At 69.5% G+C, this 25,635-nt stretch carries 24 protein-coding genes; 16 read left to right on the top strand and 8 right to left on the bottom strand.

Going from position 1 to position 25,635, the window contains the following annotated elements; all coding sequences use genetic code 11:
* Window positions 1-12 precede the first annotated feature (12 nt).
* Window positions 13-684 carry a COQ9 family protein gene (locus tag QLH51_RS00940; RefSeq protein ID WP_206428810.1) on the bottom strand — a complete coding sequence of 224 codons (672 nt, stop codon included), beginning with the start codon at window positions 682-684 and terminating at the stop codon, window positions 13-15.
* Window positions 685-818: 134 nt separating this feature from the next.
* On the opposite strand from QLH51_RS00940, the gene QLH51_RS00935 reads away from it, so the two are divergent.
* The 5 genes from QLH51_RS00935 to QLH51_RS00915 all read left to right on the top strand — a co-directional run bounded on the left by QLH51_RS00935 (window position 819) and on the right by QLH51_RS00915 (window position 6,206).
* Entirely contained in the window at window positions 819-2,189 is a 1,371-nt protein-coding gene (locus QLH51_RS00935) for a sugar porter family MFS transporter (protein ID WP_206428811.1), read from the top strand.
* 157 nt (window positions 2,190-2,346) lie between these two features.
* A complete protein-coding gene (locus tag QLH51_RS00930; RefSeq protein ID WP_125654736.1) occupies window positions 2,347-3,537 on the top strand; it encodes an amino acid aminotransferase in 1,191 nt (396 codons plus the stop codon).
* 97 nt (window positions 3,538-3,634) lie between these two features.
* Window positions 3,635-4,405 (top strand): hypothetical protein, encoded by a 771-nt coding sequence (locus QLH51_RS00925; protein ID WP_206428812.1) that lies wholly within the window; start codon window positions 3,635-3,637, stop codon window positions 4,403-4,405.
* A complete protein-coding gene (locus QLH51_RS00920; RefSeq protein WP_206428813.1) occupies window positions 4,402-5,604 on the top strand; it encodes a M48 family metallopeptidase in 1,203 nt (400 codons plus the stop codon). The genes QLH51_RS00925 and QLH51_RS00920 overlap by 4 nt, the downstream gene beginning before the upstream one ends.
* A gap of 2 nt (window positions 5,605-5,606) precedes the next feature.
* Window positions 5,607-6,206, top strand: a complete 600-nt coding sequence (locus tag QLH51_RS00915; protein WP_206428814.1) for a hypothetical protein — start codon at window positions 5,607-5,609, stop codon at window positions 6,204-6,206.
* 4 nt (window positions 6,207-6,210) lie between these two features.
* On the opposite strand, the gene QLH51_RS00910 is transcribed toward QLH51_RS00915, so the two are convergent.
* Window positions 6,211-7,113: a DMT family transporter gene (locus QLH51_RS00910; protein ID WP_125654742.1), complete on the bottom strand. Its 903-nt coding sequence runs from the start codon at window positions 7,111-7,113 to the stop codon at window positions 6,211-6,213.
* Between the two features lie 68 nt (window positions 7,114-7,181).
* Here QLH51_RS00910 and QLH51_RS00905 point away from each other — a divergent pair, with 68 nt between their 5' ends.
* The gene (locus tag QLH51_RS00905; RefSeq protein WP_125654744.1) at window positions 7,182-8,270 is read left to right on the top strand and encodes an alkene reductase; all 1,089 of its coding nucleotides are present in this window, start codon (window positions 7,182-7,184) and stop codon (window positions 8,268-8,270) included.
* A 49-nt stretch (window positions 8,271-8,319) separates the two neighbouring features.
* Here the strand turns inward: QLH51_RS00905 and QLH51_RS00900 are convergent, their stop codons facing one another.
* The 3 genes from QLH51_RS00900 to QLH51_RS00890 form a co-directional block, all read right to left on the bottom strand.
* Window positions 8,320-9,000 carry a GIN domain-containing protein gene (locus QLH51_RS00900; protein ID WP_125654746.1) on the bottom strand — a complete coding sequence of 227 codons (681 nt, stop codon included), beginning with the start codon at window positions 8,998-9,000 and terminating at the stop codon, window positions 8,320-8,322.
* A gap of 43 nt (window positions 9,001-9,043) precedes the next feature.
* Window positions 9,044-11,446, bottom strand: a complete 2,403-nt coding sequence (locus QLH51_RS00895) for a S9 family peptidase (RefSeq protein ID WP_206428815.1) — start codon at window positions 11,444-11,446, stop codon at window positions 9,044-9,046.
* Between the two features lie 239 nt (window positions 11,447-11,685).
* Window positions 11,686-13,053 (bottom strand): NAD-dependent succinate-semialdehyde dehydrogenase, encoded by a 1,368-nt coding sequence (locus QLH51_RS00890; protein ID WP_125654750.1) that lies wholly within the window; start codon window positions 13,051-13,053, stop codon window positions 11,686-11,688.
* A gap of 257 nt (window positions 13,054-13,310) precedes the next feature.
* Between QLH51_RS00890 and QLH51_RS00885 the strand changes: the two genes are divergently transcribed.
* From QLH51_RS00885 to QLH51_RS00845, 9 genes are all read left to right on the top strand, one after another.
* Window positions 13,311-13,625: a hypothetical protein gene (locus QLH51_RS00885; RefSeq protein ID WP_125654752.1), complete on the top strand. Its 315-nt coding sequence runs from the start codon at window positions 13,311-13,313 to the stop codon at window positions 13,623-13,625.
* A gap of 150 nt (window positions 13,626-13,775) precedes the next feature.
* Entirely contained in the window at window positions 13,776-13,970 is a 195-nt protein-coding gene (locus QLH51_RS00880; protein WP_125654754.1) for a hypothetical protein, read from the top strand.
* Between the two features lie 123 nt (window positions 13,971-14,093).
* A complete protein-coding gene (locus tag QLH51_RS00875; protein WP_125654755.1) occupies window positions 14,094-14,459 on the top strand; it encodes a CsbD family protein in 366 nt (121 codons plus the stop codon).
* A gap of 8 nt (window positions 14,460-14,467) precedes the next feature.
* Window positions 14,468-15,988, top strand: coding sequence for a PAS domain S-box protein (locus QLH51_RS00870; RefSeq protein ID WP_125654757.1), 1,521 nt, complete (start codon window positions 14,468-14,470; stop codon window positions 15,986-15,988).
* Window positions 15,985-16,152, top strand: a complete 168-nt coding sequence (locus QLH51_RS00865; RefSeq protein ID WP_164516057.1) for a hypothetical protein — start codon at window positions 15,985-15,987, stop codon at window positions 16,150-16,152. Before QLH51_RS00870 ends, QLH51_RS00865 begins: the two co-directional genes overlap by 4 nt.
* 25 nt (window positions 16,153-16,177) lie before the next feature.
* Window positions 16,178-17,077, top strand: a complete 900-nt coding sequence (locus QLH51_RS00860) for a hypothetical protein (protein ID WP_125654759.1) — start codon at window positions 16,178-16,180, stop codon at window positions 17,075-17,077.
* A gap of 61 nt (window positions 17,078-17,138) precedes the next feature.
* A complete protein-coding gene (locus tag QLH51_RS00855) occupies window positions 17,139-17,279 on the top strand; it encodes an entericidin A/B family lipoprotein (protein ID WP_125654761.1) in 141 nt (46 codons plus the stop codon).
* A gap of 167 nt (window positions 17,280-17,446) precedes the next feature.
* The gene (locus tag QLH51_RS00850) at window positions 17,447-18,379 is read left to right on the top strand and encodes an NAD(P)/FAD-dependent oxidoreductase (RefSeq protein ID WP_125654763.1); all 933 of its coding nucleotides are present in this window, start codon (window positions 17,447-17,449) and stop codon (window positions 18,377-18,379) included.
* A 102-nt stretch (window positions 18,380-18,481) separates the two neighbouring features.
* Window positions 18,482-19,591, top strand: a complete 1,110-nt coding sequence (locus QLH51_RS00845) for an ABC transporter ATP-binding protein (protein ID WP_125654765.1) — start codon at window positions 18,482-18,484, stop codon at window positions 19,589-19,591.
* Here QLH51_RS00845 and QLH51_RS00840 read toward each other — a convergent pair.
* Genes QLH51_RS00840 through QLH51_RS00830 form a run of 3 tightly spaced genes read right to left on the bottom strand, consistent with a single transcriptional unit; the run spans window position 19,552 to window position 22,537 of the window.
* Window positions 19,552-20,403 (bottom strand): carbohydrate ABC transporter permease, encoded by an 852-nt coding sequence (locus QLH51_RS00840; RefSeq protein WP_164516058.1) that lies wholly within the window; start codon window positions 20,401-20,403, stop codon window positions 19,552-19,554. The genes QLH51_RS00845 and QLH51_RS00840 overlap by 40 nt on opposite strands.
* Entirely contained in the window at window positions 20,394-21,275 is an 882-nt protein-coding gene (locus QLH51_RS00835; RefSeq protein WP_125654767.1) for a carbohydrate ABC transporter permease, read from the bottom strand. Before QLH51_RS00835 ends, QLH51_RS00840 begins: the two co-directional genes overlap by 10 nt.
* On the bottom strand, window positions 21,272-22,537 hold the full coding sequence (locus QLH51_RS00830; protein WP_125654769.1) for an extracellular solute-binding protein: 1,266 nt from the start codon (window positions 22,535-22,537) through the stop codon (window positions 21,272-21,274). The genes QLH51_RS00835 and QLH51_RS00830 overlap by 4 nt, the downstream gene beginning before the upstream one ends.
* Window positions 22,538-22,708: 171 nt before the next feature.
* Between QLH51_RS00830 and QLH51_RS00825 the strand changes: the two genes are divergently transcribed.
* Entirely contained in the window at window positions 22,709-25,606 is a 2,898-nt protein-coding gene (locus tag QLH51_RS00825) for a TonB-dependent receptor plug domain-containing protein (RefSeq protein WP_125654771.1), read from the top strand.
* Window positions 25,607-25,635 lie beyond the last annotated feature (29 nt).

Here is a 25,635-nt window from a genome sequence, read left to right as displayed (position 1 = left end):
TCTTTCCGCCGCTCATACCGCCGGATAGCGTAACCGGCCGATGAAACGCGACAGGCTGAGGCTCCGTTCGGGATCGCGCGACGACAGGATGCGGCCCTTGAGCTTTTCGAAGCGCATGATGCCGTCGATCCGCCGCGACAGGAACGCGCGGGTATCGGCGTGGCCGCCGCTTTCGTCGTCGAGGAACACCGCGATCGTCGTGCCGTACACCGCGCCGAGCATCGCCCGCTTGGTATAGTGGTTGTAATCGGTCGCCGTATCGCCGGCCAGCCGCCAAATCAGGTCGACGGTGCGCCAGCCCAGCCGGGTCGCCCGCGCGACGTTCTGCGGCATGGCGAGGATCGCGAGCGCGCGGCGCAATGCCTCGCGCTCGCCCGCCACCGCCGCCAGCCGCGCCTCGACCAGCGCGGTGATGCGTTCGCGGATCTTCATGCCGGCAAGCCGGTCGGCGGGAAGCGCCCCGATCATCCGGCGGTCGATGTCGGCGAACCACGCATCGATCATGTCGACCGCACCGCCGGCAAAGGCAAGGCGGGCGACGTCGGCATCGGCGCCGAACGTCTGCGCGGCGGCGGCGACCGCCTTGTCGCTCCACCCGTCGAACGCGGCATTGGCGGCGACCAGCGGCGCAAGCGCGGCACGCAGTTCGTCGAGCGTCAGGTCGGCAGGTGCCAGCGGGGCCATCGCGTCCTCCATCATGCCACCCTAGCTAGGGTCTGTACCGCGCAAGGGCAACGTCGATCCCGGTGCGGCCGCTGGCATAACGCTGCGAAACCTGCCACCCCGGTCGCATCAGTCGGGGCGAGGGGAGACGATCGATGCACGATGCCGGTACGGCGGGGAGCCAGGGGCGCGCCGACGATGCGCGCGCGACCGTGGCGATCGTGCTGAGCGCGGCCGGGGCGGCGCTGGGCGGATTGCTGTTCGGATTCGATACCGCGGTGATCTCCGGCGCGACGCAGGCTTTGCAGTTACGCTTTGCGCTGACCGACGCGTCGCTGGGCTTCACCGTCGCCTCGGCGCTGATCGGGACCGTCATCGGGTCGCTCGTCACCGGCGCGCCCGCCGACCGCTATGGTCGCAAGGCGATCATGCTGGCGGTCGCTATCGCCTATGTCGTCTCCTCGCTCGGCACCGGCCTCGCACAAAGCTGGCCGATGCTGATCGCGTTTCGGTTTCTGGGCGGGCTGGCGATCGGCGCGGCGTCGGTGGTGACGCCGATCTATATCGCCGAAGTGTCGCCGGCGCGGTTCCGGGGACGGCTGGTGGCGATGAATCAGCTCAACATCGTCCTCGGCATCTTGCTGGCGTTCCTCAGCAATTACGTCATCGCGCAGCTGCTGCCGCCCGATCAGGCATGGCGATGGATGTTCGGGATCGTCGCCGTCCCCTCCGCACTGTTCCTTATCGTTACCTTCTTCCTGCCCGAAAGCCCGCGCTGGCTGGTGATCCACGACGCCCGTGCGGAGGGGGTTCGGGTAATGCGCCGGCTGGGGTTCCTCGACCCCGAAACCGAACTGGTTCGGATCGAGGCGGCCGAGCGGCGCGATGCGAAGCACGGCGATACCCGGCTGTTCCAGCCGTCGCATAGCTTTCCCGTCGCCTGCGCCATCGCCATCGCGTTGTTCAACCAGCTCTCGGGGATCAACGCCCTGCTCTATTACGCGCCGCGCATCTTCGAACTGGCCGGCGCCGGTGCCGACAGCGCGTTGCTCCAGTCGATCGCGGTCGGCGGCACCAACCTTGTCTTTACCGTCGCCGCGCTGTTCTGCATCGACCGCTTCGGTCGCCGCCCGCTGATGTTCGTCGGGTCGGTCGTCTGCGCCGCCGCGCTGTTGCTGGTCGGATGGCAGCTCGAGCGCGCGGTGCCCGACGGCACGCTGATCCTCGGCGGGATGCTCGCCTTCATCGCCGCGTTCGCCATCAGCCAGGGGGCGGTCATCTGGGTCTTCATCTCCGAAGTCTTCCCCAGCGCCGTGCGCGGCAAGGGGCAGGCGCTGGGATCGACCACCCACTGGGTCGCGGCGGCGGCGATCACCTGGCTGTTCCCGATCGTGGCGGGCGCGGTCGGCGGCTGGGTCTTCGCGTTCTTCGGCGCGATGATGCTGCTGCAACTGTTGTGGACGGTGCGGATCATGCCCGAGACCAACGGCGTCGCGCTGGAGGACATGCAGCTCACGCGCCGCTAGCCATCCGCCCCAGCCCTGCTGGCACCGACCCGCGCCGCCCCGGGCCCCGACCGCAGCGCGCGAATCATCCGTTCAGCGGAGACGGGATTTTTTCCCTGCCGCGCGGGCGCGCGATCGGCCTATAGGCGGCGCGTCACGTCATCATATGGAAACCTTCATGCCGTTCCGTTCGCTGGTCGCCCAGCCCGCCGATTCGCTGCTCCGCCTGATCGGGGCGTTCCGCGCCGATCCGCGCGCCCACAAGATCGACCTGGGCGTCGGGGTGTTCCGCGACGATGCCGGGCACACCCCGGTGATGCAGGCGGTGAAGCAGGCCGAGATGCGCCTGATCGCGACGCAGGACAGCAAGGCGTATCTGGGGCCGGAAGGCGACAAGGGCTTCGTCGCGCTGCTCGAACCGTTGGTGTTCGGGCGCGACCTGCCCGCGGAACGCCGCTGCGGGTTGCAGACGCCGGGCGGCACCGGCGCGCTGCGGCTGGGCGCCGAACTGCTGGCGAAGGCCGGGGTGCGCCGCATCCTGATCGGCCAGCCGAGCTGGGCCAACCACGCACCGGTCTTTGCCGCGGCGGGGATCGTCGTCGTGCCCCATGCGATGTTCGACACCGCGACGCAGACGATCGACCTGCCCGCGATCCGCGCCGCGATCGGCCAGGCGGGGGAGGGCGATGCGATCCTGCTGCACGGCTGCTGCCACAATCCGATGGGGATCGATCCGACCGCCGACGACTGGCGCGCGATCGCCGCCGCCATCGCCGACAGCCGGCTCGTGCCGTTCATCGACCTGGCCTATCAGGGGCTGGGCGACGGCATGGAGGCGGACGCCGCCGGCACCCGCATCGTGCTCGATTCGGTCCCCTTCGGCATCGTCGCCTATTCGTGCGACAAGAATTTCGGGCTGTACCGCGAACGCACCGGCGCGCTGTGGGCGACCGTTCCCGATGCGGACGCGCGCGAGATCGTGCTGTCGAACCTGCTGGCGCTGGCGCGTGCCAACTGGTCGATGCCGCCCGACCACGGCGCCGCCGCGGTGCGGATCGTGCTGGAGGACGAACGCCTCGCCGCCGACTGGCGGGGCGAACTCGACGCGCTGCGCACCCGGTTGCAGCGGCTGCGCGGCGAACTGGCGGCGCTGGGCCGGGCGGGGTCGGTCGACCTAGCCCCGCTGGCCCGGGGCAAGGGGATGTTCGCGACGCTGCCGCTCAATCCGGCGCAGATCGAATGGCTGCGCGCGACGCACGGCATCTACATGGCCGGGTCGGGGCGGATCAACATCGCCGGGTTCGCACCGGGCGACATCGCGCGGTTCGGCGAGGCGCTGGTCGATCTCGGCCGTGCCGGGATCGCCTGACGACCGGTCCGGAACGGTGCGATCCCGGTCCGAAAATCCCGTTGCGGATCGGCAACGACCGCGATAGCTTTCCCGCCATCATGGGCCGGGGGGCATTATGGGATTTGGTCGGGGAATCGCCGTCGCGGGCGCGGCATGGCTGGCGCTGGTCGCCGTTCCGGCGGCGGCGCAGGAACGCACCGCGGTAAAGGCAGGCTTCGAACTGCCGAGCGGCAGCGGCAAGACGATCCTCGTCTTCCGGCCGACCGTGTCGGTCGGCGCGCAATCGACCGGCGGCCTGTTCGAACCGAATGGCGACTGGACCGAACAGGCGCGGCGCAACATCGAAGCAGCGCTGACCGAACAGCAGCAGCGCATCGGCAACCGCGTCGTCGCCGCGCCCGAGAGCTATGGCGCGGATGCGCAGCTGGTCGAGGAATATGCCGCGCTGTTCGCCGCGGTGTCGCAATCGGTGATCGATTACCAGTTCTTCGTGGGCAACCGGTTGCCCACCAAGAAGCGCGACAACAAGGCGAACGTGTTCGAATGGTCGCTGGGCAGCGGCATCGCCGCGCTGCCGGGCGCGAAGGACGCCGACTATGCGCTGTTCCTGTACAACAAGGATGCGTACGGATCGACCGGACGCAAGCTGTTGCAGATCGCGGCGATGCTGGGACCGGGCATCGCGGTGAAGTCGGGCGAACATGCCGGCTATGCGGGGCTGGTCGACCTGCGCACCGGCGAGCTTTTATGGCTGAACGCCGACAATGCGATGGGCGGCGACGTCCGCACCGCCGAGGGCGCGCAAAAGCGCGTCGGCCAGCTGCTGGAAGGACTGCCCGGCAGCACGCCGGCCCCCGCGACGCCGATCGTCACGGCACAGCGGTGAACCGGCTCGCACGGGGCGCAGCCGGGCTGTGCGCCCTGCTCGCCATCGCCGCCGCCCCCAAGGGGCCGGCCGCCGCACCGCCGCCCTATGCCGGGGTCTACCAGCCGCAGGGCGTCGACGAGATCGGCTTCTGGCGCGAGGCGGACGAGGACGAGCGCGCGCTGGCCAATGCGCCCGAAGTGATCCGCGACGAGGCGCTCAACGCCTATGTCCGTGGCGTCCTGTGCGACACGGTGGGCAAGGACCGTTGCGGCGCGACGCGCGTCTACATCCTGCGCACGCCGGTCTTCAACGCCAGCATGACCCCCAACGGGACGATGCGGGTGTTCAGCGGGCTGTTGCTGCGGGTGCGCAACGAAGCGGAGCTGGGCGCGATCCTCGGCCATGAGTTCGGCCATTTCGAGCTGCGCCACACCGTCACGCTGTTCAAGGCCCACCGGTCGGGCACCGACCTGCTCAGCTGGGCGGCGGTGTTCGCATCGATGTCGCCGGGATATGGCGCGCGGTCGAACTTCAACGACCTGCAATGGTCGGTCTATGGCAGCCTGTACCGCTATGGCCGCGACATGGAGCGCGAGGCCGACCTGCTGGGATTGGGCTATCTCAACGCCGGCACGCTCCGCCCGCAGGCGGCCGCCAGCGTGTGGCGCAACGTGATGGCGGAGGGAGAGGCATCGTCGCGCGCCCGCGGGCTGTCGAAGCCGCGCTACGACCAGCTCGCCTTTTCCGCGTCGCACCCGCCCAGCGCCGAACGCGCGCTGACGCTGGCGGCGCTGGCAGATCCCGGCGGCGAAGCGCGCGACGACGGCGCGGAACGCTATGCCAAAGCGATGGCGCCGTGGCTGCCGATGTTCCTCGACGACCAGGTCAAGCTCAACGATTTCGGCGCCAGCGACTTCCTGATCGCCGAACTGGCGGAAACCGGCTGGACCGCGCCGCTGTGGCTGGCGCGCGGCGAGTTGTACCGCGCGCGGGGCAATCCCCGCGACCTCGTCAACGCGGCCGAATTCTACACCAACGCGACCACCGCCGACCCGGGTCTGGCGGAGGCGTATCGCGGGCTCGGCCTGTCGCTGCTCAAGACCGGGCGCCCGAGCGAGGGGCGCACCGCGCTGCGCCGCTATCTCACCCTCAAACCCGATGCGAAGGATGCCGGCATGATCGCGATGCTGGCACCGGCCGATTCCAGGGAGCCATGACCATGTCCACCCGACCGATCCGTACCGCCGCGCTGGCGCTGTCCGCCGCCGCGCTGCTCGCCATGCCGGTCGCCGCCAATGGCTATCGCGAGAAGGGCAAGGTCGCGACGATCGCCGGATCGACGCTCAGCGTCACGCCGCCGCGCGACTGGAACCTGCTGTCGATCCGTCCGGGCAAGAAGGCGGAGACCTGGACGCTCGACGGCGAACGGCTGAACGAGATCACCTGGTATGCCGGGATCAAGCCCGACGAACCGCTGATCCGCGAGACCAGCCGCAAGCACAAGCCGCTGCCCCGTCTGAAGCGCGCGACGCTGATCGCCGAAATCCCCGAACTGCTGGAAGCGACCTACCGCACCGAACGCTCGGTCGCCGATTTCCAGCTGACCTCGGCGACGCCCGATCCGTTCCTCGGGCAACCGGGCATCCGCTTCACCTATGCCTATGTCGACACCGACCATCTGCCGCGCCGGGGCGAAGCGCGCGCGGCGCTGATCGGCGGACGGCTGTACCTCGCGACCTTCGATGCGCCGCGGCAGCATTTCTTCGACCGCTCGCTCGCCGATTTCCGTGCGCTGACCGACGCGGCGAAGCTGTCATAGCCCCCTACCGCTCCGGCGCACGTCGCGCGCCGACGATCGCCAGCGCGACCGCGACCAGCGCCGCGCCCAGCGCGTCCATCGGCCCCAGCCGCTCGCCATAGACCGCCCAGCCGATCGTCGCCCCGACCAGCGGCTGGAGCAGCAGCGCGAGGCCGACCACCAGCGGGCTGAGTTGGCCGAGCGCGTAGAGCATCAACCCCTGCCCCGCGATCTGGCTGACCAGCGCCAGCGCCAGCAGCGGCGTCCAGTCGTGCGGTACGATCGGCTCGCCCAGCGCCATCGCGAGCAACAGCAGCGGCAGCACCCCGGCAAGGCTGGACAGCGCCAGCGCGGGCAGCGGCGCCATCGTCCGCCGCACGCCGCGCATGACGATGAAATAGACGGCATAGAGCACGCCGGCGAGCAGGCAGAACAGGTCGCCGGCCAGATGGCGCGACGACAGTTCGGCGGAGCGGCCGAGCAGCAGCACGCCGCCCACCGCCGCCAGCGCCAGCGCCAGTGCCTGCGCCCGCGTCGGCCAGCGCCGCATCGCGATAAAGCCATAGATCGGAAAGATCAGCACCGCGCAGTTGCCGAACAGCGTCGCATTGGCGAGCGTCGTGCGGCGGATGCCGATATGCCAGGTGCCGAGATCGGCGGCGAAGGCGATCCCGCCGATCAGCAGCGGCACCAGCAGCGATGCGCCGCGCAGCACCGCCCGACGGTCGCTCCACGTCGCCACCGCCAGCAAGACCGGCAGCGCCAGAGCGATCCGCCAGAAGCCGGCGGCGACCGGGCCGGTATCGGCCATGCGCACGAACAGCGGCCCGAAGGCGAGCGCGACATTGGCACAGACGACCGCGACGACCGCGTTGCGCGGCGTTCTTTGCGGCGGGATAATTTTTGTTTCAGGCGTTACCGGCTGCATGAGGCCCCCTACCGCCCTATCTTTTTGCCGTCGCCTGTATTTCCGCAGGTCGCAGGAGTTTCCCTATTATGCCCAGCCTGTTCGATCCGATCGCCCTCGGGGATATCGCGGCACCCAACCGGGTACTGATGGCGCCGCTGACCCGCGGCCGCGCCACCCGCGCGCATGTGCCGACCGCGATCATGGCCGATTACTACGCCCAGCGCGCCTCGGCCGGGCTGCTGATTTCGGAAGGGACGGGCATCAGCCGCGAAGGGCTGGGCTGGCCGTTCGCACCGGGACTGTGGACCGACGAACAGGTCGAGGCGTGGAAGCCGGTCACCGACGCGGTCCATGCCGCGGGCGGGCGGATCGTGACCCAGCTGTGGCATATGGGCCGGGTGGTCCATCCCGACTATCTGGACGGCGCGGCGCCGCTGTCGTCGTCGGACACGACCGCCCCGGGCAAGGCGCATACCTATGACGGCAAGAAGCCCTACGAAGCCGCGCGCGCCGCGACGCTGGACGACATCGCCCGCGTCCTCGACGATTATGCGCGCGCCGCCCGCAATGCGAAGGCCGCCGGGTTCGACGGGGTGCAACTGCACGCCGCCAATGGCTATCTGATCGACCAGTTCCTTCGCGACGGCGCCAACCACCGCGACGACGCCTATGGCGGCAGCCCCGAGAACCGCATCCGCCTGCTGGGCGAGGTCGTCGACCGGCTGATCGGCGAAGTCGGTGCCGGGCGCACCTCGGTCCGCTTCTCGCCCAATGGCGATACGCAGGGCGTGATCGACAGCGATCCGGCATCGGTATTCGTGCCCGCCGCCAAGCTGTTGTCGGACAAGGGCATCGGCTTCCTCGAGCTGCGCGAGCCCGGCCCCGACGGCACCTTCGGCAGCGCGACCCAGCCGCGCGTGTCGCCCGAGATCCGCAAGGTCTTTGCCGGCCCGCTGGTGCTGAACCAGGACTATGACGGCACCAGTGCGCAGGCCGAGCTGGACGGCGGCGTCGCCGACGCGATCGCATTCGGTCGGCCGTTCCTCGCCAATCCCGACCTGCCCGCGCGGCTGGAACAGGGCGCGGCGCTCAACAAGGACGAGATGGCGACGTGGTATTCGCACGGAGCGGAGGGGTATACCGACTATCCGACGCTGGAGCGTGCGACGGCCTGATCGAACCTGTCCGTCATTCCCGCCCAGGCGGGAATGACGAAGACAGGCCCTACCCGCAGCGCACCGTCGCCGTCCCCTGCGTCCGGCATTTGGGGCTGCCCGCGACGTCGACCGCACCCGATCCCAGTGCGGTCACGTCGGCGGTGTAGCGCGCGCGGTAGCTGCCGCCGCCCGCGCCCTCGCTGCGCACCAGCAGCGTGTCGATCGCAAGGTTGGCGGCGTCGACGGTGCCGGGGCCGTTGACCATGAAGCGCCCCTGCCCGCCGCGCCCGGCCAGCGTCAGCCGGCCCGCGCCGATCACCATCGCGCTGAACTGCGTCGCGTCGACCGTGCCGACCTCGATCGTGCCGTCGCCGGTCAGCGCGACGTCCACGCGCGGCCCCACCATCCGGTCGACGCGCAGCCGTCCCGCCCCGCGCACCGCCGCACCGACGATGCGGTCGCTCGACAGTTCGATCGCCAGTGGCCGCGCCGATGCCCGTGCCGGCCGGCCGCGATCGTCGCGCGTCGGGGCGACGACCAGCGTCTGCCCGTCGACGCGGACCTGCACCGCGTCGATCGCGGCGGGATCGCCGACGACGCGCCCCGACACCGACGATCCCGCCGTCACCGTGACGGTGAACGGCCCGTCGATCCGCACCCGGTCGAACCCGGTCAGCATCAGCCGCTTTTCGGCCTCGGGTGGCGAAGCGGGCGCGAGCAGCGCGGCGGCGATCAGGGCGGCGAACATGCCCCTGCATCCCCCGCCGCCGCGGCTTTGGCAAGCGGCGCAGTTACTGCGCAGGCGCGGCCGGAGCGGCAGCCTTCGGCTTCACATGGCGATCGAGCCAGTCGGTCATCTGCCACAGCGTCTCACCGGTCGATTCGAGCGCGCGATAGCCATGCGCTTCGTTCGGCAGCACGACATAGCGCACCGTCGCGCCATTGCCCTTCAGTGCCGCATACATCCGTTCCGACTGGATCGGGAAGGTCCCGCTATTGTCGTCGGCCGCACCGTGGATCAGCAGGATCGGTTCCTTGATCCGGTTGGCATAGGTGAACGGGCTCATTTCGGTATAGGTCGGCGTCGCCTGCCAATAGGTGCGCTGTTCCGCCTGGAACCCGAACGGGGTCAGCGTGCGGTTGTACGCGCCCGAGCGCGCGATGCCGGCGCGGAACAGATCGGTGTGTGCCAACAGGTTTGCAGTCATGAACGCGCCATAGCTGTGCCCGCCCACCGCCATGCGGGTGCGGTCGCCGACGCCCAGCTTCACCACCGCATCGACCGCCGCCTGCGCATCCTCGCGCAGCTGCTTCACATAGGTGTCGTTGGCCTCCGCCCCGCCTTCGCCGATGATCGGCATCGCCGGGTTGTCGAGGATCGCATAGCCCTGCGTCAGCAGGAACAGGTGGCTGATCCCGCGCGGGCGGACGAAGCGGTTGCCCTGGTCCACCGTCTGCCCGGCGACCTTCGCATCGGTATATTCGGCGGGATAGGCCCACAGCAGCGTCGGCAGCGGCCCGTCGCGCTTCGCGTCATAGCCCGCTGGCAGGTACAGCGACCCCGACAGCGGCAGGCCGTCGGCGCGGTTGTAGGTGATCGTCTGCTGCTTCACCCCGGCAAAGACCGGCGCGGGATCGGCGAAGTAGGTGATCGGCCTTGGCCGACCGCCCTTCACGCCGCGCAGCATGTAGTTGGGGGCGAGCTTCGCGCTCTCGCGCCGGGTCAGCATCCGTTCGCCCTTTTCGTCGAGCAGCGCGACGACGGTTTCGTAATAGGGGGCCTGCGCGGTCCACAGCCGCTTCTGTTCGCCGCCCGCGACCGGCATCGTGGCAAGGAACGGGAACGCGCCAGCCCTGGTCGCGCCGTCGCCGGTCATGTAGACCGCGTCGCGCGCGGGCGTGAAGCGCATCACCGGCTTGCCCGCGGCATTCTCCTCGGTCATCGGCATGCCGGGGTCGCCATACTGGTCCTGATAGTTGCGCGTCAGCAGCGCGCGGGTCTGGCCCGGCCGCGCGGGCGACACGCCGATGCGGTGTTCGGTGCGCGTGCGCCATTCGCGGTCGACGACCAGCGCGAAATCGTCATTGCCCCACAGGATGCCGCCGAAACGCGCCGGGGTCTGCGCCAATTCGACCGGTGCGGCGGAAAACGGCGCGCCCTGCATCAGGATACGGTCGTGGAACGCCACCTTCGCCTTGGGATCGCCGCCGTCCAGCGCCTCGGCCCACACCAGCGTCGCGGGTGCGTCGGCGCGCCACATCGCCTCGCGCGGGCCTTTCACCGTCGCGTCGAAATCGACCGGCAGGTCGTCGGCGAGCGGGCGGTCGACCAGCGTCCGGACCGGTTGCCCGTCGATCGTCGACACCGCGATCTCGGTCGGAAAATAGCCGGCGGGCAGCAGATAGGAATAGGGCCGCTTCAACCGTTCGGTCAGCAGGTAGCGGCCATCGGGCGACACGCTGAATTCGGTGACGAGGCCCGGCTGCCCGATCGGGCGCGCGGTGCCGGCAAGGTCGATGCGCGCCAGCTGTCCGGTGAAATAATGATCGAACAGCGCCTCGTCATAGGCGCCCCGCAGCAAATCCTCATAGGTCCGCGCCGCCGAGACGCGGCCCATGCTCTCCTGCACCACCGGCCCGGCGGGCGTGGTAGTGGCGACCGGCGCCGCGCCGCGGCCTGCCGGGACCATATAGGCGATCAGCGCCTGGCTGTCGGGCGTCCACGCGAAGGGCGTGCCGAAGGTGCCGTTGAGCCCGCTCGCCACCCGCCGCGCGGCACCGCTCCGCTCGGCGATCCACAACGACAGGCCGTCGGGCTCCTGCACGTAGAAGGCCAGCCGCGTCCCGTCGGGCGACCAGTCGGGCGCGGCGAAACGGGTGCCCGCGGGCAGTTGCACCTGCACGGTTCGGCCGGTCGCGATATCCTTGAAGCCGAGCGCGTTCAGCCATTGCACCCGCATCTCCGCCTGTCCGTTGGTCGCCGGATCGATGCGATAGCCCGCCAGACGCAGGATCGGCTTCGACAGGTTGGCGATGCCCGGCAGGTTTTCGCGGCCGAGAATGGCGAGGGTGCGATGGTCGGGGCTGACCGCCACCGCCGGGGTCGGCGGCGCTTCGAGGATCCGGGCGATCGCATCGGGTGCGCGGTGATAGGTGGTGCCCGCTTCCTGCGCCGAAGCGGTGGAAGCGAGCAAGAAAGCAACCAGACAGGCACCGACGCGCATACATGACCCCTTATTGTCGATGGATTTTGATCCATCCGACTGGAAACGTCACCCGGCGAAGGCCGGGGTCTCCAGCGGCTCCTGCTGCGCGCTACCTCCGGGAGATCCCGGCCTTCGCCGGAATGACGCCCGTTTCAACAGGGATGGATCAAACTCCGGGGGTATCCTGCCACGCGCGCCGCGCCGCCGCCAGCCGTGCGGCGGCCCCCTCAGCCCGGTCGGAACACCGTCTTCAGGTTCATGAACTCGTGCAACCCGAACGGCCCTAGCTCGCGCCCATGGCCCGACCGCTTGATGCCGCCGAACGGCGCCTCGGGCGAGGACGCCAGCATCTGGTTGATCGCGGTCATCCCCGCTTCGATGTCGCGGACGAAGCGGTCCTGTTCCTGCGGATCGGTGGTCCACACCGACGATCCGAGGCCGAAGGGGATGGCGTTGGCGATGCGGATCGCATCGTCGATGTCCGCAGCGCGGAACACCATCGCGATCGGGCCGAAAATCTCCTGCACCATCAGCGGGCTGTCGGGCGCGATATCGGTCAGGATACCGGCGGTGAGATAGGCACCGGGCAGGTCGGGCCGTTCGCCCCCCATCAGCAGCGTCGCCCCCTGTCGCTGCGCCCCGGCGATCTGTTCGAGCACCGTGTCGCGCTGTTCGAAGCTCGACAGCGGCCCCATGTCGCTGGCCGGGTCCATCGGGTCGCCTGCCTTCACCGCGCGCATCGCATCGGCGAACTTCGCGAGGAACGCGTCGTACACGTCGCCATGGACGATCATCCGCTTGGCACAGATGCACGACTGGCCGGTGTTCTGGATGCGTGCCGTCACCGCCGCCTGCACCGCGACGTCGAGATCGGCCGACGGCATCACCACGAACGGGTCCGATCCACCCAGCTCCAGCACGACCTTCTTGAGGTTGCGCCCGGCCTGTTCGGCGACGGCGATGCCCGCCCCCTCGCTGCCGGTCAGCGTCACCGCGACGATCCGGTCGTCGGCGATGATGTCGGCGACGGCGTCGGAGCGGATCGCGAGATTCTGGAACAATCCGTCCGGCCCGCCCGCGTCGCGCACCATTTCTTCCATCAGGCCGGCGACGCCCTGCACGATGCTGGCATGCTTGAGCAGGCCGACATTGCCCGCAAGGATGGTGGGCGCGAGGAAGCGCACCGCCTGCCAATAGGGGAAGTTCCACGGCATGATCGCCAGTACCGGCCCCTGCGGCAGCCAGCGGACCTCGGCGGTGCCGCCGCTGCTCAAGGGAAAGGATTGCGGCGCGAGCATCGCCGGGCCGTGCCGGGCATAATGGCGGAAGACGGCGACGCATTTCTCGACCTCGGCCACCGCGGATTTCAGCGTCTTGCCCATCTCCTGCGTCGCCATCCGCGCCAGCCGGTCCTTGTTCGCATCGTACAGGTCGGCGATCCGCCCGAGCAGCGCGACGCGATCCTCGATCGTGGTCGTCCGCCATCGGGCATAGGCATCCGCCGCCAGCGCAAGCTTCGCCTCGACCCCCTCGGCGGTCAGGACGGGATGGGTCGCGATCTGCCGACCGGTGGCGGGATTGATGCTCTTGAACATGACGGGACCTCGACGATGGATCCGGCGAACCGGGTTGGCGGCGAAAACGCACCCTGGCCGTACGCGGTTGCAGACGGTGCCGTCGGCCCGTTGCCAAGGATTGGCGTGAAATGCGCGACTCTGGCGGCAAATCCCACACCTACAACTGTAGTCTTTTGCCAAGCCATTGTAATCGTTCGCTCTGAAAAACTGGCACGGTCGCTGCAATGTAGTCGGCATCACCGGAAACAACCCGGAACGCACAGGGAGACTTCATCATGACCGCCATCCGCTTCGCTACCTCGATCGTCCTCGGCCTCGTCGCAACCACCTCGGCATTCGCCGCCGAACCGAACAACGCCCCGACCCCGGCACCCACGCCGGTCGCCGCCGCTGCCTCGGCCTCGATGCTGCCGCTGACCGTCACCCTCGCCGCGGGCCCCGCCGCCGTCGCCTACAAGGCATCGCGCAACGCCCGTTACTGCTTCCGCACCGAAGTGACCGGTTCGCGCATCCGCCGCGACGTGTGCAAGACCCGCAGCGACTGGGAAGCCGCCGGGGTCGATCTCGACGCGGCGCTCGCCGGCCGCTGACACGCCCCGGCCCCCCGCCGACCATGCGGCCGTACCCTTGCCGGTACGGCCGTCGTCGTTTCCGGTCGCGTCGTTTCTGGTAGCTCTGCACCCGTTGACCGGTAGTTCGGCACGATTTCGCCGCATCGGGGCGGGTGATAGCGTCGCACCATGAACAGCGCGCCCCAGACCGACCAGATGTTCCGTTCCGGCAGCGAGGAATGCGACTATTTGCGCGGACGCAGCGAAGTCCATCGTCAAATCGCTGAAAATACAGCGGAAGGTGAGGCGCGCATGATACATGAGCGTTTGTCGCGGCTGTACGCCGAACAGGCCGCGCTGATCGTGCTGGTACTTCCGGACTAACACGTCCGGCAAAGATACCAGGAACACGCAACCCTTCGATCGGTTGAAGCGCCCTAGCCGGTTGCATCGGCGGCGGCACGACCGCCGCCGGTTCGCCGGGCCGACCCGGGAAGGACGAACCGCATGAACAAGGACGAGATCGAAGGCGGCCTGCGCTATGCCGGCGGCAAGATCGGGAAGGCCGTGGGCGACACGGTGAACCGCCGCGACTGGCAGGTCGATGGCGTCGTCGACCAGGTCGCGGGCGGCGCGCAGCACAGCTATGGCCGGGTCCGTTCGATCGTCGGGGATGCGATCGACAGCGCGCCCGCGCTGGCCGGATCGGCACGCGACACGCTGAAGTCCGCCGGCCGGCAGGTCGCCGACGGCGCGCACAGGGGCGGCACCGCCGCGGCGCGCACCGTCGAGGACAATCCGCTGCTCTGGGCGGCCGGTGCCGCGATCCTCGGCTATGGCTTCGCCTGGCTGCTGCACGGACGTCGCGGCTGATCCGGGCGATGAACAAGGCGTCGTTCAAGACCCTGCGCGAGACCGCCGATCTGCGCCATCTGCGCCAGATCATCGCCGGTCTGGACGAGGGCGTGATCCTGATCGATCCCGACCAGAGCCTGTTGTGGGCGAATGCGGCGGCGCTGGCGATGCACGGCGTCGACGACATCGCCGATCTGGGCGCGACGGTCGACGAATATCGCGCGCGCTTCCAGCTGCGTTACCGCAACAACCACCGGCTGGCGGCCGACGACTATCCGATCGACCGGGTCGTCGCGGGGGATTCCTTTTCGGAAGTGGTGGTCGAGGTGATCGTCGCGGGCGAGGACGAACCGCGCTGGGTGCATCAGGTGCGCAGCCTGGTGCTGAACGACGACGATGACGGCGAACCGGCCTGCCTCGTGCTGATCCTGCAGGACGTGTCGGCACGCTACGAGGCGGAGGACCGCTTCGAACAGTCGTTCAACGCCAATCCCGCACCGGCGGTGATCTGCCGGTTGAGCGACCTGCGGTTCGTGAAGGTCAACCAGGGCTTCCTCGACATGACCGGGCACCAGCGCGACCAGGTGCTGTGCAGGAAGGTCTATGACATCGACGTGCTGCGCCATGGCGACCGCCGCGATCTGGCGAAGGAACGGCTGGCCGAGGGGCGCACCATCCCGCAGATGGAGGCGGAACTGGAACTGCCCGGTGGCGGGACCAAGCTGGTGATCGTCGCCGGCCAGCCGATCGACATGAATGGCCAGCCGTGCATGCTGTTCACCTTCGCCGACCTCGAACCGCGGCGAAAGGCGGAGGCTGCGCTGCGCCACAGCGAGGAACGCTTCACCCGCACCTTCCAGATGGCGCCGGTGCCGATGGCGATCGGCGCGCGCGACGGGCATCTGCTGTGCGAGGTCAATGCCAGCTTCACCGCGATGACCGGCTACGGCGCGACCGAGATCATCGGCCGTCCGCTGGGCGAGGTCGAATTGTGGGAGGACGGGGCGATGCGCCACGCGATCGAGGAATCGATCGACAACGGCCACGACCTGCGCGGGCACGAGGCGCGCATCCATGCCAGGGACGGCGCGACGATCGACTGCCTCGTGTCGACCGAGGCGATCCGGCTGGGCGACGACGCCTGCGTCCTGTGGGCGTTCCAGGACATCACCCGGCGCAAGGCGACCGAACTGGAACTGGTCGAGGCGATCGAGGCGGTGATGAAGGATACCAGCTGGTTCAGCCGGTCGATCATGGACAAGCTGGCCCGGCTGCGCGCGCCGCAGGGCGTGGTCGGCGGCCCCGGGCTCGACAACCTCACGCCGCGCGAACGCGACGTGCTGGCGCTGATCTGTCGCGGATACGACGACAAGACGATCGCCCGCACGCTCGACGTCGCGGCGAACACCGTGCGCAACCACGTCGCGCGCATCTATGCGAAGATCGGCGTCAACCGTCGCATCGCCGCCGTCGCCTGGGCACGGGCGCGCGGTTTCGATGGCGAGGGCGTCGGTCTCGACCGGCAGGAACGGGAGACGGCGTCATGAGCGACGACAAGGCAAAGGCCGCCGCGGCCGCCCGGACCAGGGCCTCGGTCCACGAGGCGATCGGCAAGCTGATCGGCGACGACGCGGCCAAGGACCGCGGGGCGGCCGAACGGCCCGACGACGATACCGGCGATTCCCCCAAGGGCAAGCGCAAGCGCCCGTAACCCTTCGATTTCAACAGGAGACACCATGGCTACGATTCAAGACGGCCTCGCGCCGATCGATAAGACACGCGTCGGCAAGACCGCGACCCGCCTGTCGTGGGGCGCGGTGCTGGGCGGCGTCGTCATCGCCGTCGCGGTGCAGCTGGTGCTGGGCATCCTCGGCGCGGGGATCGGCCTGACCATGGTCGATCCGGTCGACGGCACGACGCCGGGCGCGGCGGGCTTCGGCATCGGTGCCGGCATCTACTGGCTCATCACCACCGTGCTGGCACTGGGCGCGGGCGGCTATGCTGCGGCGCGGGTCGCGGGCGTGACCGAACGCTTCGATGCACTGGTCCATGGCCTCGTCGTGTGGGGCGTCACGCTGATCCTGACGCTGTACCTGCTGACCTCGGCGGTCGGCGGCATCATCGGCGGCGCGTTCCGCACCATCGGTGCCGTGGCCGGTACGGCCGGGACGGCGGTCGGTGCGGCGGCCCCCGCCGCCGCCTCGGTCGCGGGCATCGATGCGAACGACGTGAAGGACGCCGCGCGGGATGTGCGCAGCGAAGCCGCCGCCTATCTGTCCGACGCGCCGAACGATCCCGCACAGATGACGCCCGAACAGGCGCAGGCCGAGATCGCGAAGCAGCTGCCCGCGCTCGCCCGCGGCGGCGCCGAGGGCGAGCAGGCCGAGAGCCGCATCGTCGACGTGGTCGCCGCGCAGCGCAAGATCAGCCGCTCGGAGGCGCAGGCACAGGTGACCCGTGCCAGGCAGCAGTTCGTCCAGACGAAGAACGAGACGATCGCCACCGCGAAGTCGGCGACCGACAAGGCCGCGGGTGCCGCCGCCGGCACCTCGTTCGTCCTCGTCCTCGCGCTGCTGATCGGTGCGGGCGCGGCCGGTTTCGGCGCAACCGCGGCGGCCCGCCGCCGGCTGCGCTGAGTGTCCGCGGCGGACCGGCGTATCGGGTCCGCCGCACCCCATCCCCCAAAGGAGAATCGACATGACCAAGAAGATCGCTCTGGGCATCGTGCTGGCCGCCTCGGTCACGCTCGGCGCCTGCAACACCGTCAACGGCGCGGGCAAGGACCTGCGCTCGGCCGGGTCGGCGGTATCCGGCGCCTCGGGACAGGAAAAGAAGTAACCGGTCCGCACACCGCCCCTTTCGCGGGGGCGGTGTCGCGTCGGTCGCAGCCGGACCACCCCTGACCGGCCCGGCAGGGTCGGGCCCGGCCGACACCCCGGCGCATGCCATCGGCAACGGCACGTCCATCCCGTGCGTTGCACCGCGGCATCATCGAGGAACCGGACGTGAACGACAGCATCGCCGTGATCGGCGCAGGAATGGCGGGCCTTGGCTGCGCGACGCGGCTCGCCGCCGCCGGACGGACCGTGCGCCTGTTCGACAAGGGCCGCCGGCCGAGCGGCCGCATGGCCGGCCGGGTGGTCGCGGTCGACGGGCGGGACTTCGCCTTCGATTACGGCGCGCACTACATGACCGCGCGCGACCCGGCCTTCGTCGCACAGCTGGACGCGTGGCGCCGGTCGGGCGTCGTCGCCCGCTGGCCGGCGGCAGGTGCGGACGCATGGGTCGGCACGCCCGCCATGGACGCGCCGCTCGCGGCGATGGCCGCCGCGCTCGATGTCCGCTGGTCGTGCCACGTCCGTTCGGTCGTCCGGGAGCAGGACGGCTGGCGGGTCCGGCACGACGCGGGCGAGGACGGCCCGTTCGGCGAACTGGTCGTCGCCCTGCCCGCCGAACAGGTCGCGCCGCTGGTCCGCGGGGTCGACGACACGCTCGCCGCCCTTGCCGGCGACCACCCCTCCGCCCCGTGCTGGACGGTCCTGCTCGGCTTCGACCGGCCACTGGAGGTGGAGCCGCTGCCGGGCGGCGGCAGCATTGATCGTGCCGCGCGCAATCCGGCCAAGCCCGGCCGTCCGGCGGGCGAGGCGTGGACGCTCCACGCCGATGCCGACTGGTCCGCCAGGCATATCGAGGCGGAGCGCGACGCGGTGATCGCCGAACTGACCACCGCCTTCGCCGCCCTCGTTCCCGCCCTGCCCCGCCCGGTCCATGCCAGCGCGCATCGCTGGCGCTACGCCCGCTCGGACGGCGCGCGCATCGGCCACTATCGCGCCCGACCGCAGCACCTGTCGGCATGCGGCGACTGGCTGCTGGCGCCACGGGTCGAAAGCGCATGGCTGTCGGGGCGACAGGCGGCCGACGCGATCCTGACCGGCTGACCCGCGGCGTACCGCCGCTGGACGCTGCGCCAGAAATCGCTAACCCCGTCAGCCGGACAGGCGTCCCCGCCCGACCGACCGGACCGAAGGAACAGACACAGGGTGGCGACCGTCGAACTGCAGGGCGTGTCGAAACGGTTCGGCGAGACCACCGTGCTGCACCCCGCTACGCTGACCATCGCCGCGGGCGAGTTCCTCGTGCTGGTCGGTCCGTCGGGCTGCGGCAAGTCGACGCTGCTGCGCATGATCGCCGGGCTGGAGGTGCCGAGCGCCGGGCGGATCGCGATCGGCGGCCGCGACGTGACCGATGCGCCACCGGCCGAACGCGGCGTGGCGATGGTGTTCCAGTCCTATGCGCTCTATCCGCATCTGAGCGTCGCCGACAACATCGCCTTCCCGCTGAAGGTCGCCCGCCTGCCCAAAGGCGAAATCGCCGAGCGCGTCCGCGAAGCCGCGGCGATGCTCGACCTGACCGACCTGCTCGCCCGCCGCCCCCGCGCGCTGTCGGGCGGACAGCGGCAGCGCGTGTCGATCGCCCGCGCCATCGTCCGCCGGCCGCAGGTGCTGCTGCTCGACGAACCGCTCTCCAACCTCGACACCGGCTTGCGCGCGCGGATGCGCCACGAATTCGCGCGGCTGCACCAGCAGCTGGGCATGACGATGATCTACGTCACCCACGACCAGCTGGAGGCGATGACGCTGGCCAACCGGATCGCGGTGATGCACGCCGGGCATATCGAACAGGTCGGCGCGCCGCTCGACGTCTATCGCCGCCCCGCCAGCCTTGCCGTCGCCGCCGCGATCGGATCGCCGGGGATGAACCTGTTGCCGGTGACGATCCTGTCGACCGGCCCGGCCGGGGCGATCGTGCGCACCGCCGACGGCGCGGAGGTGGCGACCGGGGCCGCCGTGCCCGACGCCGCGATCGGCGGTCCGGCGACGCTGGGCGTGCGGCCCGAACATCTGGTGCCCGATCCCGCCGGGCCGTTCGCCGGCGCGATCGAGCTGTTCGAACGGCTCGGCCCGCTGTCGTTCGCGCATCTGGGGCGACAGGGCGCGGCGGGGACGATCGTCGCGCAGTTGCCCGGCGACCGCGCGGTGACATTGGGCGAGGTGCTGCCCTTCGCGGTGCCCGCCGCCGACACCCATCTGTTCGCGCCCGACGGCCGCGCCTATCCCTTGACCCCGCCGCCCAGCAGCCCGGTCAGATAGAAGCGCTGGAGCGCGAGGAACAGCAGCAGCACCGGCATCGTCGTCACCACCGACGCCGCCATCATCAGCTCGCCATCGGCGGCATGTTCGCGCGCGATCGCCGCGACCGCGACCGGCAGCGTATAGCGATGCTGGTCGGCCAGCACGATCAGCGGCCACAGGAAGTCGTTCCAGCTGCCAAGGAACAGGAACAGCGCCAGCGTGATGACGATCGGGGTCAGCAGCGGCAGCACGACGCTCACGAAGATCCGCCCCTCGCCCGCGCCGTCCATCCGCGCCGCATCGATCAGTTCGTCGGGGATCGCCAGCATCGCCTGTCGCACGAACAGCACGCCGAAGATGCCGGCCAGCCCCGGCAGGATCACCCCGGCATAGCTGTTGACCAGCCCCAGCTGCCGAAAGATCAGGAACAGCGGCAGCATCGCGACCTGCCCCGGCACGACCAGCGCCGCGATCAGCAGCTGCACCACCCGCTCGCGCCCGCGAAACCGCAGCTTGGCCAGCGCATATCCCGCCGGCACCGTCAGCAGCAGGCCGAACAGCGTCGACAGCGCGGCGACGCCGATGCTGTTCTTCAGCGCGGGCAGGATGCGGTAGTCGAACCACGCCCCGTCGATCTGTCGCCGCACCAGCAGCTCGTGATAGTTTTCGAGGCTCCAGCGCGACGGCCATAGCGGGATCGGCAGCGTGCCCGATTCCCCGCGCGGCATGAACGACACGATGACCATGTAGGCGAGCGGCGCGATCGTCAGCAGGCCCAGTGCCACGACCAATGTGTTGGCGACGATCGCGCGGCGAACTTTCACAGCCATTCGTTCCGCCGGGCGATGCGCGTCTGGATCAGCGTGACGGCGAGGATCATCAGGAACAGCACCAGCGCGACCGCGCTCGCCTGCCCCAGATTCCACCATTTGAAGCCTTCGTCGAACATGAAATACAGGATCGTCGTCGTGCTCTGCGCCGGCCCGCCCAGCGTCATGACATAGGGTTCTGCGAAAATCTGGAGGAACCCCGCGACGCTCATCACCCCGGCCAGCACCAGCGTGGGGCCGATCGCGGGCAGCGTCACGTGGCGGAACCGCGTCCACCGCCCCGCCCCGTCCAGCCGCGCCGCCTCCATCAGGTCCTGCGGCACCGCCGCCAGCGCCGCGGTGAACACGACCATGTTGTAGCCGAAGATCTTCCACGTGACGAAGATCAGGATCGCCGGGATCGACGTGTCCGGATCGCCCAGCCAGTCGACACCGGGCAGCCCGACCGCGCCCAGCGCCTGGTTGACGAGGCCGAAACGGGTGTTGAACAGGAACCGCCACACGACCGCCGTCGCGACGACGCTGGTGACGAACGGCGCGAACAGCACCACCCGCCACAACGGCTTCCACTTCACCGTCGCATCGTTCAGCAGCAGCGCGGCGAACAGCGACGCGCCGATCGCCATCGGCACGCCCAGCAGCGCGAACAGCAGCGTGTTGCCGATCGCCCGCCAGAATAGCGGCGTCGCGAACAGCGTCGTGAAATTGCCAAGGCCGGTGAAGTGCAGGTTGCCCGGATCGGCCAGCGCGTAGATCGAATAGTCGGTGAAGGCCATCGCCATCGCGAGCAGCGTCGGCAGCACGAACACCGCGACGATGATCGTCAGCACCGGCGCGGTGAAGCCCCATGCGGCGCGCGTCTCGCGCGTCATGCGAGTGTCCCCGCATCGACCAGCGCACGGCGCTGTGCCAGCAACCGGTCGACGCGGTCGTCCAGCGCCGCCAGCGCCGCGTCGATCGTCTGGAGCCCGCGCACCACCCGTTCGGCGGCCAGCTGCACCTCGCCCTGGATGCGTTCCCATTCGACCGCCGGGGGGATCGGCGCGGGCTGCGCCATCTGTTCGCGGAACGCCGCCAGCACCGGCTGCGCCAGTTGCGGCGAATCCCATGCGTCCAGCCGTGCGGGCAGGTTGCCGATCATCCGCTGGAATTTCAGCTCGCTGGCGCGCGATGTCATGTGCCGCACCAGCGCCCACGCCGCCTGCGGCCGCTCGCAGGCCGTCGTCACGCACAGGCTAGCGCTGTCGCCCGATACCGGCCCCGGTCCGGTCGGCCCGGCCAGCCGTGCGGTGCCCCACCGCTCCGCCGGTATCTCTGCCGCCCGTCGGCGCAGGTCGAGCAATGTCGTCGGGCTGCTCGGCCAGATCGCGAAATACCCCTGCGCGAACGCCGCCACCGGGTCCTGCACCTCGGTCGACAGCGCGCGCGGCGCCAGCCCCTCGGCGAACAGCTGCGCGTAAAAGGCAAAGGCGTGGCGAACGGGATCGGAGCGGAAATTGCCGCGCGTCGCCCGGTCGCGCAGCATCGTCGCGCCGGCCTGCGTCATCATCGTCAGCAGCGCGCCCGGCCAGTTGAGCAGCATCAGGAAGACATAATCGTCGGGCCGCCGCCGCTTGATCGCGCGTGCCATCGTCAGCCACCCCGCCCAGTCGAGCGGTGGCGCGGCATAGCCCGCGTCGCGCACGATATCGCGGCGATAATATTGCACCTGTGGCGCGACCGACCACGGCACCGCATACTCGACCCCGCCGATCCGCAACGCCTGGCGGATGCCGGGAAATATCCCGGCGGTCAGCGCCGGCGTCGGCACCGGCGCCACCGCACCGATCATCGCGAACTCGCGGATCCATCCGTTGAACAACATCAACACGTCGGGCAGCGCGTTGCCGGCGTGCGCGGTCAGCAGCTTTTCGTGGGAGGCGGTGGTCGGCAGCGACTGGACATCGACCGGGATGCCGGTCGCCGCGGTGAAACAGGGCATCAGGTGCGGCGAATAATCGCCCTCGTAGCTCATCGCCCATAGCCGGAGCGGCGCGGGCCCCGCCATGCGCCCGCACGCCCCCAGCGCCATCGCCGGGACCATCCCCAGTACCGCGCGGCGCGTCGGCCCGTAATGATCCCCGTCTCCCTGCACCGCCGGACCGTGCCGGATCGGTGCGGGCTACGCCAGCGGCGTTCGAGCCCCAAGTCGCGGAAAGTTCGGGAAAACTCGGTCCGCCGCGTACGGTTGCCAACGGTGCGGTCATGCGTTGTGGCGGCTTGGGGATCGTCCGACGGGGATCGCGCGGCTCCGGGGGACCTTGTCATGACGATCATCACGCGCCGTTACCTCCTGTCCGGGGTGGCGTTCCTTGCCGCCGCTACGGCACAGGCCCAGACCGCCCCCGCGCCCGAACCGGCCACCGAACAGCCCGCAGCCGAAGCCGCCGACGGCAACATCGTCGTCACCGGATCGCGCATCACCCGTCCCGACTATGCCGCGCCCAACCCGGTCGTGTCGTTCGGTGCCGAGGAACTGCGCCAGTCGGGCACGACCAACGTCACCACCTTCCTGCAACGCGTACCCGCGCTCACCAATTCGCTCGACAGCACCCGCACCGCCGGGCGCAGCCAGGGCGACGGCGCGCTGGGGCAGGTCGGGCTGAACCTGCTCGACCTGCGCGGGCTCGGCCCCAACCGGACGCTGGTGCTGGTCAACGGGCGGCGGCATGTCGCCGGCCAGTCGGACACCGCTGCGGTCGACATCAACGCGATCCCGACCGACCTGATCGAGCGCGTCGACGTGCTGACCGGCGCGGCATCGGCGATCTACGGCGCCGACGGTGTGTCGGGCGTGGTCAATTTCGTGCTGCGCCGCGATTTCGACGGGGTGGCGGCGCGCGTGCAGGCGGGCATTTCGGAGCGTGGCGATGCCGGCAACCGCTTCGCCTCGGTCATCGCCGGGCGCAATTTCGCCGACGGGCGCGGCAACCTGACGCTGGCCTATGAATACAACGCCGACGATCCGCTTGCGAACGACGACCGCGACTATCTGGCGCTCGCCCAGCGGCAATATTTCGTCAACACCGACGATTTCGACCCGACCCGACCCGGCAGCTACAAGGTCGCCCCGGCGCGCGACCTGCGCTATCCCTATGGTTCGAACCAGGGTTACGTCGTGATCGGCGACCAGGTGTTCCGCGGCGACGGCGCACGCTACACCCCCGGGCGCATCCTGCTGAACGACGGCTATTCGATCGGCGGCGACGATACGCCGGTCGCGGGCTATGTCGGCGACATCCTGCCGCGCACCGAACGCCATGCGGTCAACGCGCTGGCCCGGTTCGATGTCTCCGACGCCTTCAAGCTGTCGGCCGAGGCGAAGTTCGTGCAGAGCGAGGTGACCAGCTTCAGCGGCTTCGGCGGCAACTATCCCGCGACCATCGCGCTCGACAATCCGTTCATCCCCCTGTCGATCCTGACCGCCGCGCGCGCCGCCAGCCTGACCTCGATCGATGTCAGCCGCAACAATTTCGACATTCCCCGCCGGGGCGAGACCGATCGCCGCCGGACGTGGCGCGGCGTGATCGACGTCAGCGGGCGCATCTCCGACCATGCCGGTTACGACGTGTCCTACACCTATGGCCGCACCGACGTGCGTGCGACCAAGCGCAACGACCGGCTGAACGACCGCTTCCTTGCGGCACTGGATGCGGTGCGCGACGGCAGCGGCCAGATCGTGTGCCGCTCGGCGACCGCGCGTGCGGCGGGGTGCGTGCCGGTCAACACCTTCGGCGGCACCACCGTCGACGGGCGTTCGTTCGACTATTACCTGTTCGATCCGGTCAGCACCGCGCGGATCGAACAGCATGTCGTCAACGCCGCGCTGACCGGCGATTTCGGCCAGTTCTTCGCCCTGCCCGGCGGCCCGGTCGCCTTCGCCGCGGGCGGCGAGTATCGCAGGGAATCGAGCCGCTTCCGCCCGGCGCAGCAACTGCTCGACAACGCCTTCTACCAATATGACGAATATATCATCCCCACGCCCTCGCGCGGCAGCTTCGACGTGTGGGAAGCGTTCGGCGAGCTGAATGCGCCGCTGCTAAAGGAGGTGCCGTTCGCGCACCTGCTGTCGGTCGGCGCGGCCGGGCGCCTGTCGGACTATTCGACGATCGGCTCGACGCGGGCGTGGCAGTTCAATGCGATCTATGCGCCGATCGCCGCGATCACCGTGCGCGGCTCCTATGGCCGGTCGGTCCGCGCGCCGAACATCGGCGAGATCTTCCGCCCGCAGACCGGCACCAGCAACTTCTTCTCCGACCCGTGTTACCTCGCCAACCGCACCCTCGGCACGTCGTTCCGCGCAACAAATTGCCAGACGCTGATTACTGCGGCAGGCGGCAATCCGGCGACCTTCACCGCCGCGAACAATCCCAATGCGACGATCTTCATTCCCGGCACGCAGGAGGGCAACCGCAACCTGCGCCCCGAAGTCGCAAAGACCTGGACCGCGGGCGTCGTGCTGCGCCCCGATGTCGTGCCCGGCCTGTCGATCGCGCTCGACTGGTACGACATCGACCTGACCGATGCGATCAACACCCCTGGTGCCAACACCATCGCCGAACTGTGCGTCGACCAGCCGAGCCTCGAGAATGCCTATTGCGGGGCGATCAGCCGCGCGAACGGCACCGGCTTCATCAATGGTTTCACCGTCCAACCACAGAATGTCGCGTCGTTCCGCACCGCCGGTGCCGAACTCAACATCGCCTATCGCTTCACCACCGCGAATATCGGCAGCTTCGACCTGCGGCTGGTCGGCGGCTATCTCGACCGGCTGGAACAGATCGCGACGCCGGGTGCGGCGACCGAGAACAACGTCGATCAACCGTTCCGCCCGCGCTACACCCTCGCCTTCTCGCCCAGCTGGGAGATCGAGGCGCTGACGCTCAGCTACAATCTGCGCTGGCAGAACGGCGTCCGGCGGTTCGCGCGCTTCGACACCGACAGCACGCCCAACTTCGTCGATCCCCGCTATTTCCGGTACAAGGAACTGTGGAGCCACGACGTACAGGCCCAGGTGCGGGTGAACGACCGCTTCGCCTTCTATGGCGGCGTCAACAACCTGATCGACCAGCGCCCCGATATCGGGTTCGAAACCAACGTGCCGATCTCGCCGATCGGCCGCTATTTCTACGCCGGGGCCCGCATGGGCCTGGGTACGCGCTGACGCTTGATCCACCGGCCGTCAGGCCGCAA

This window comes from Sphingomonas sp. 2R-10, assembly GCF_030062225.1.
GTDB lineage: Bacteria > Pseudomonadota > Alphaproteobacteria > Sphingomonadales > Sphingomonadaceae > Sphingomonas.
Note: the sequence above shows the minus strand (reverse complement) of the source record. Positions and strands in the feature narration are given on the sequence as shown.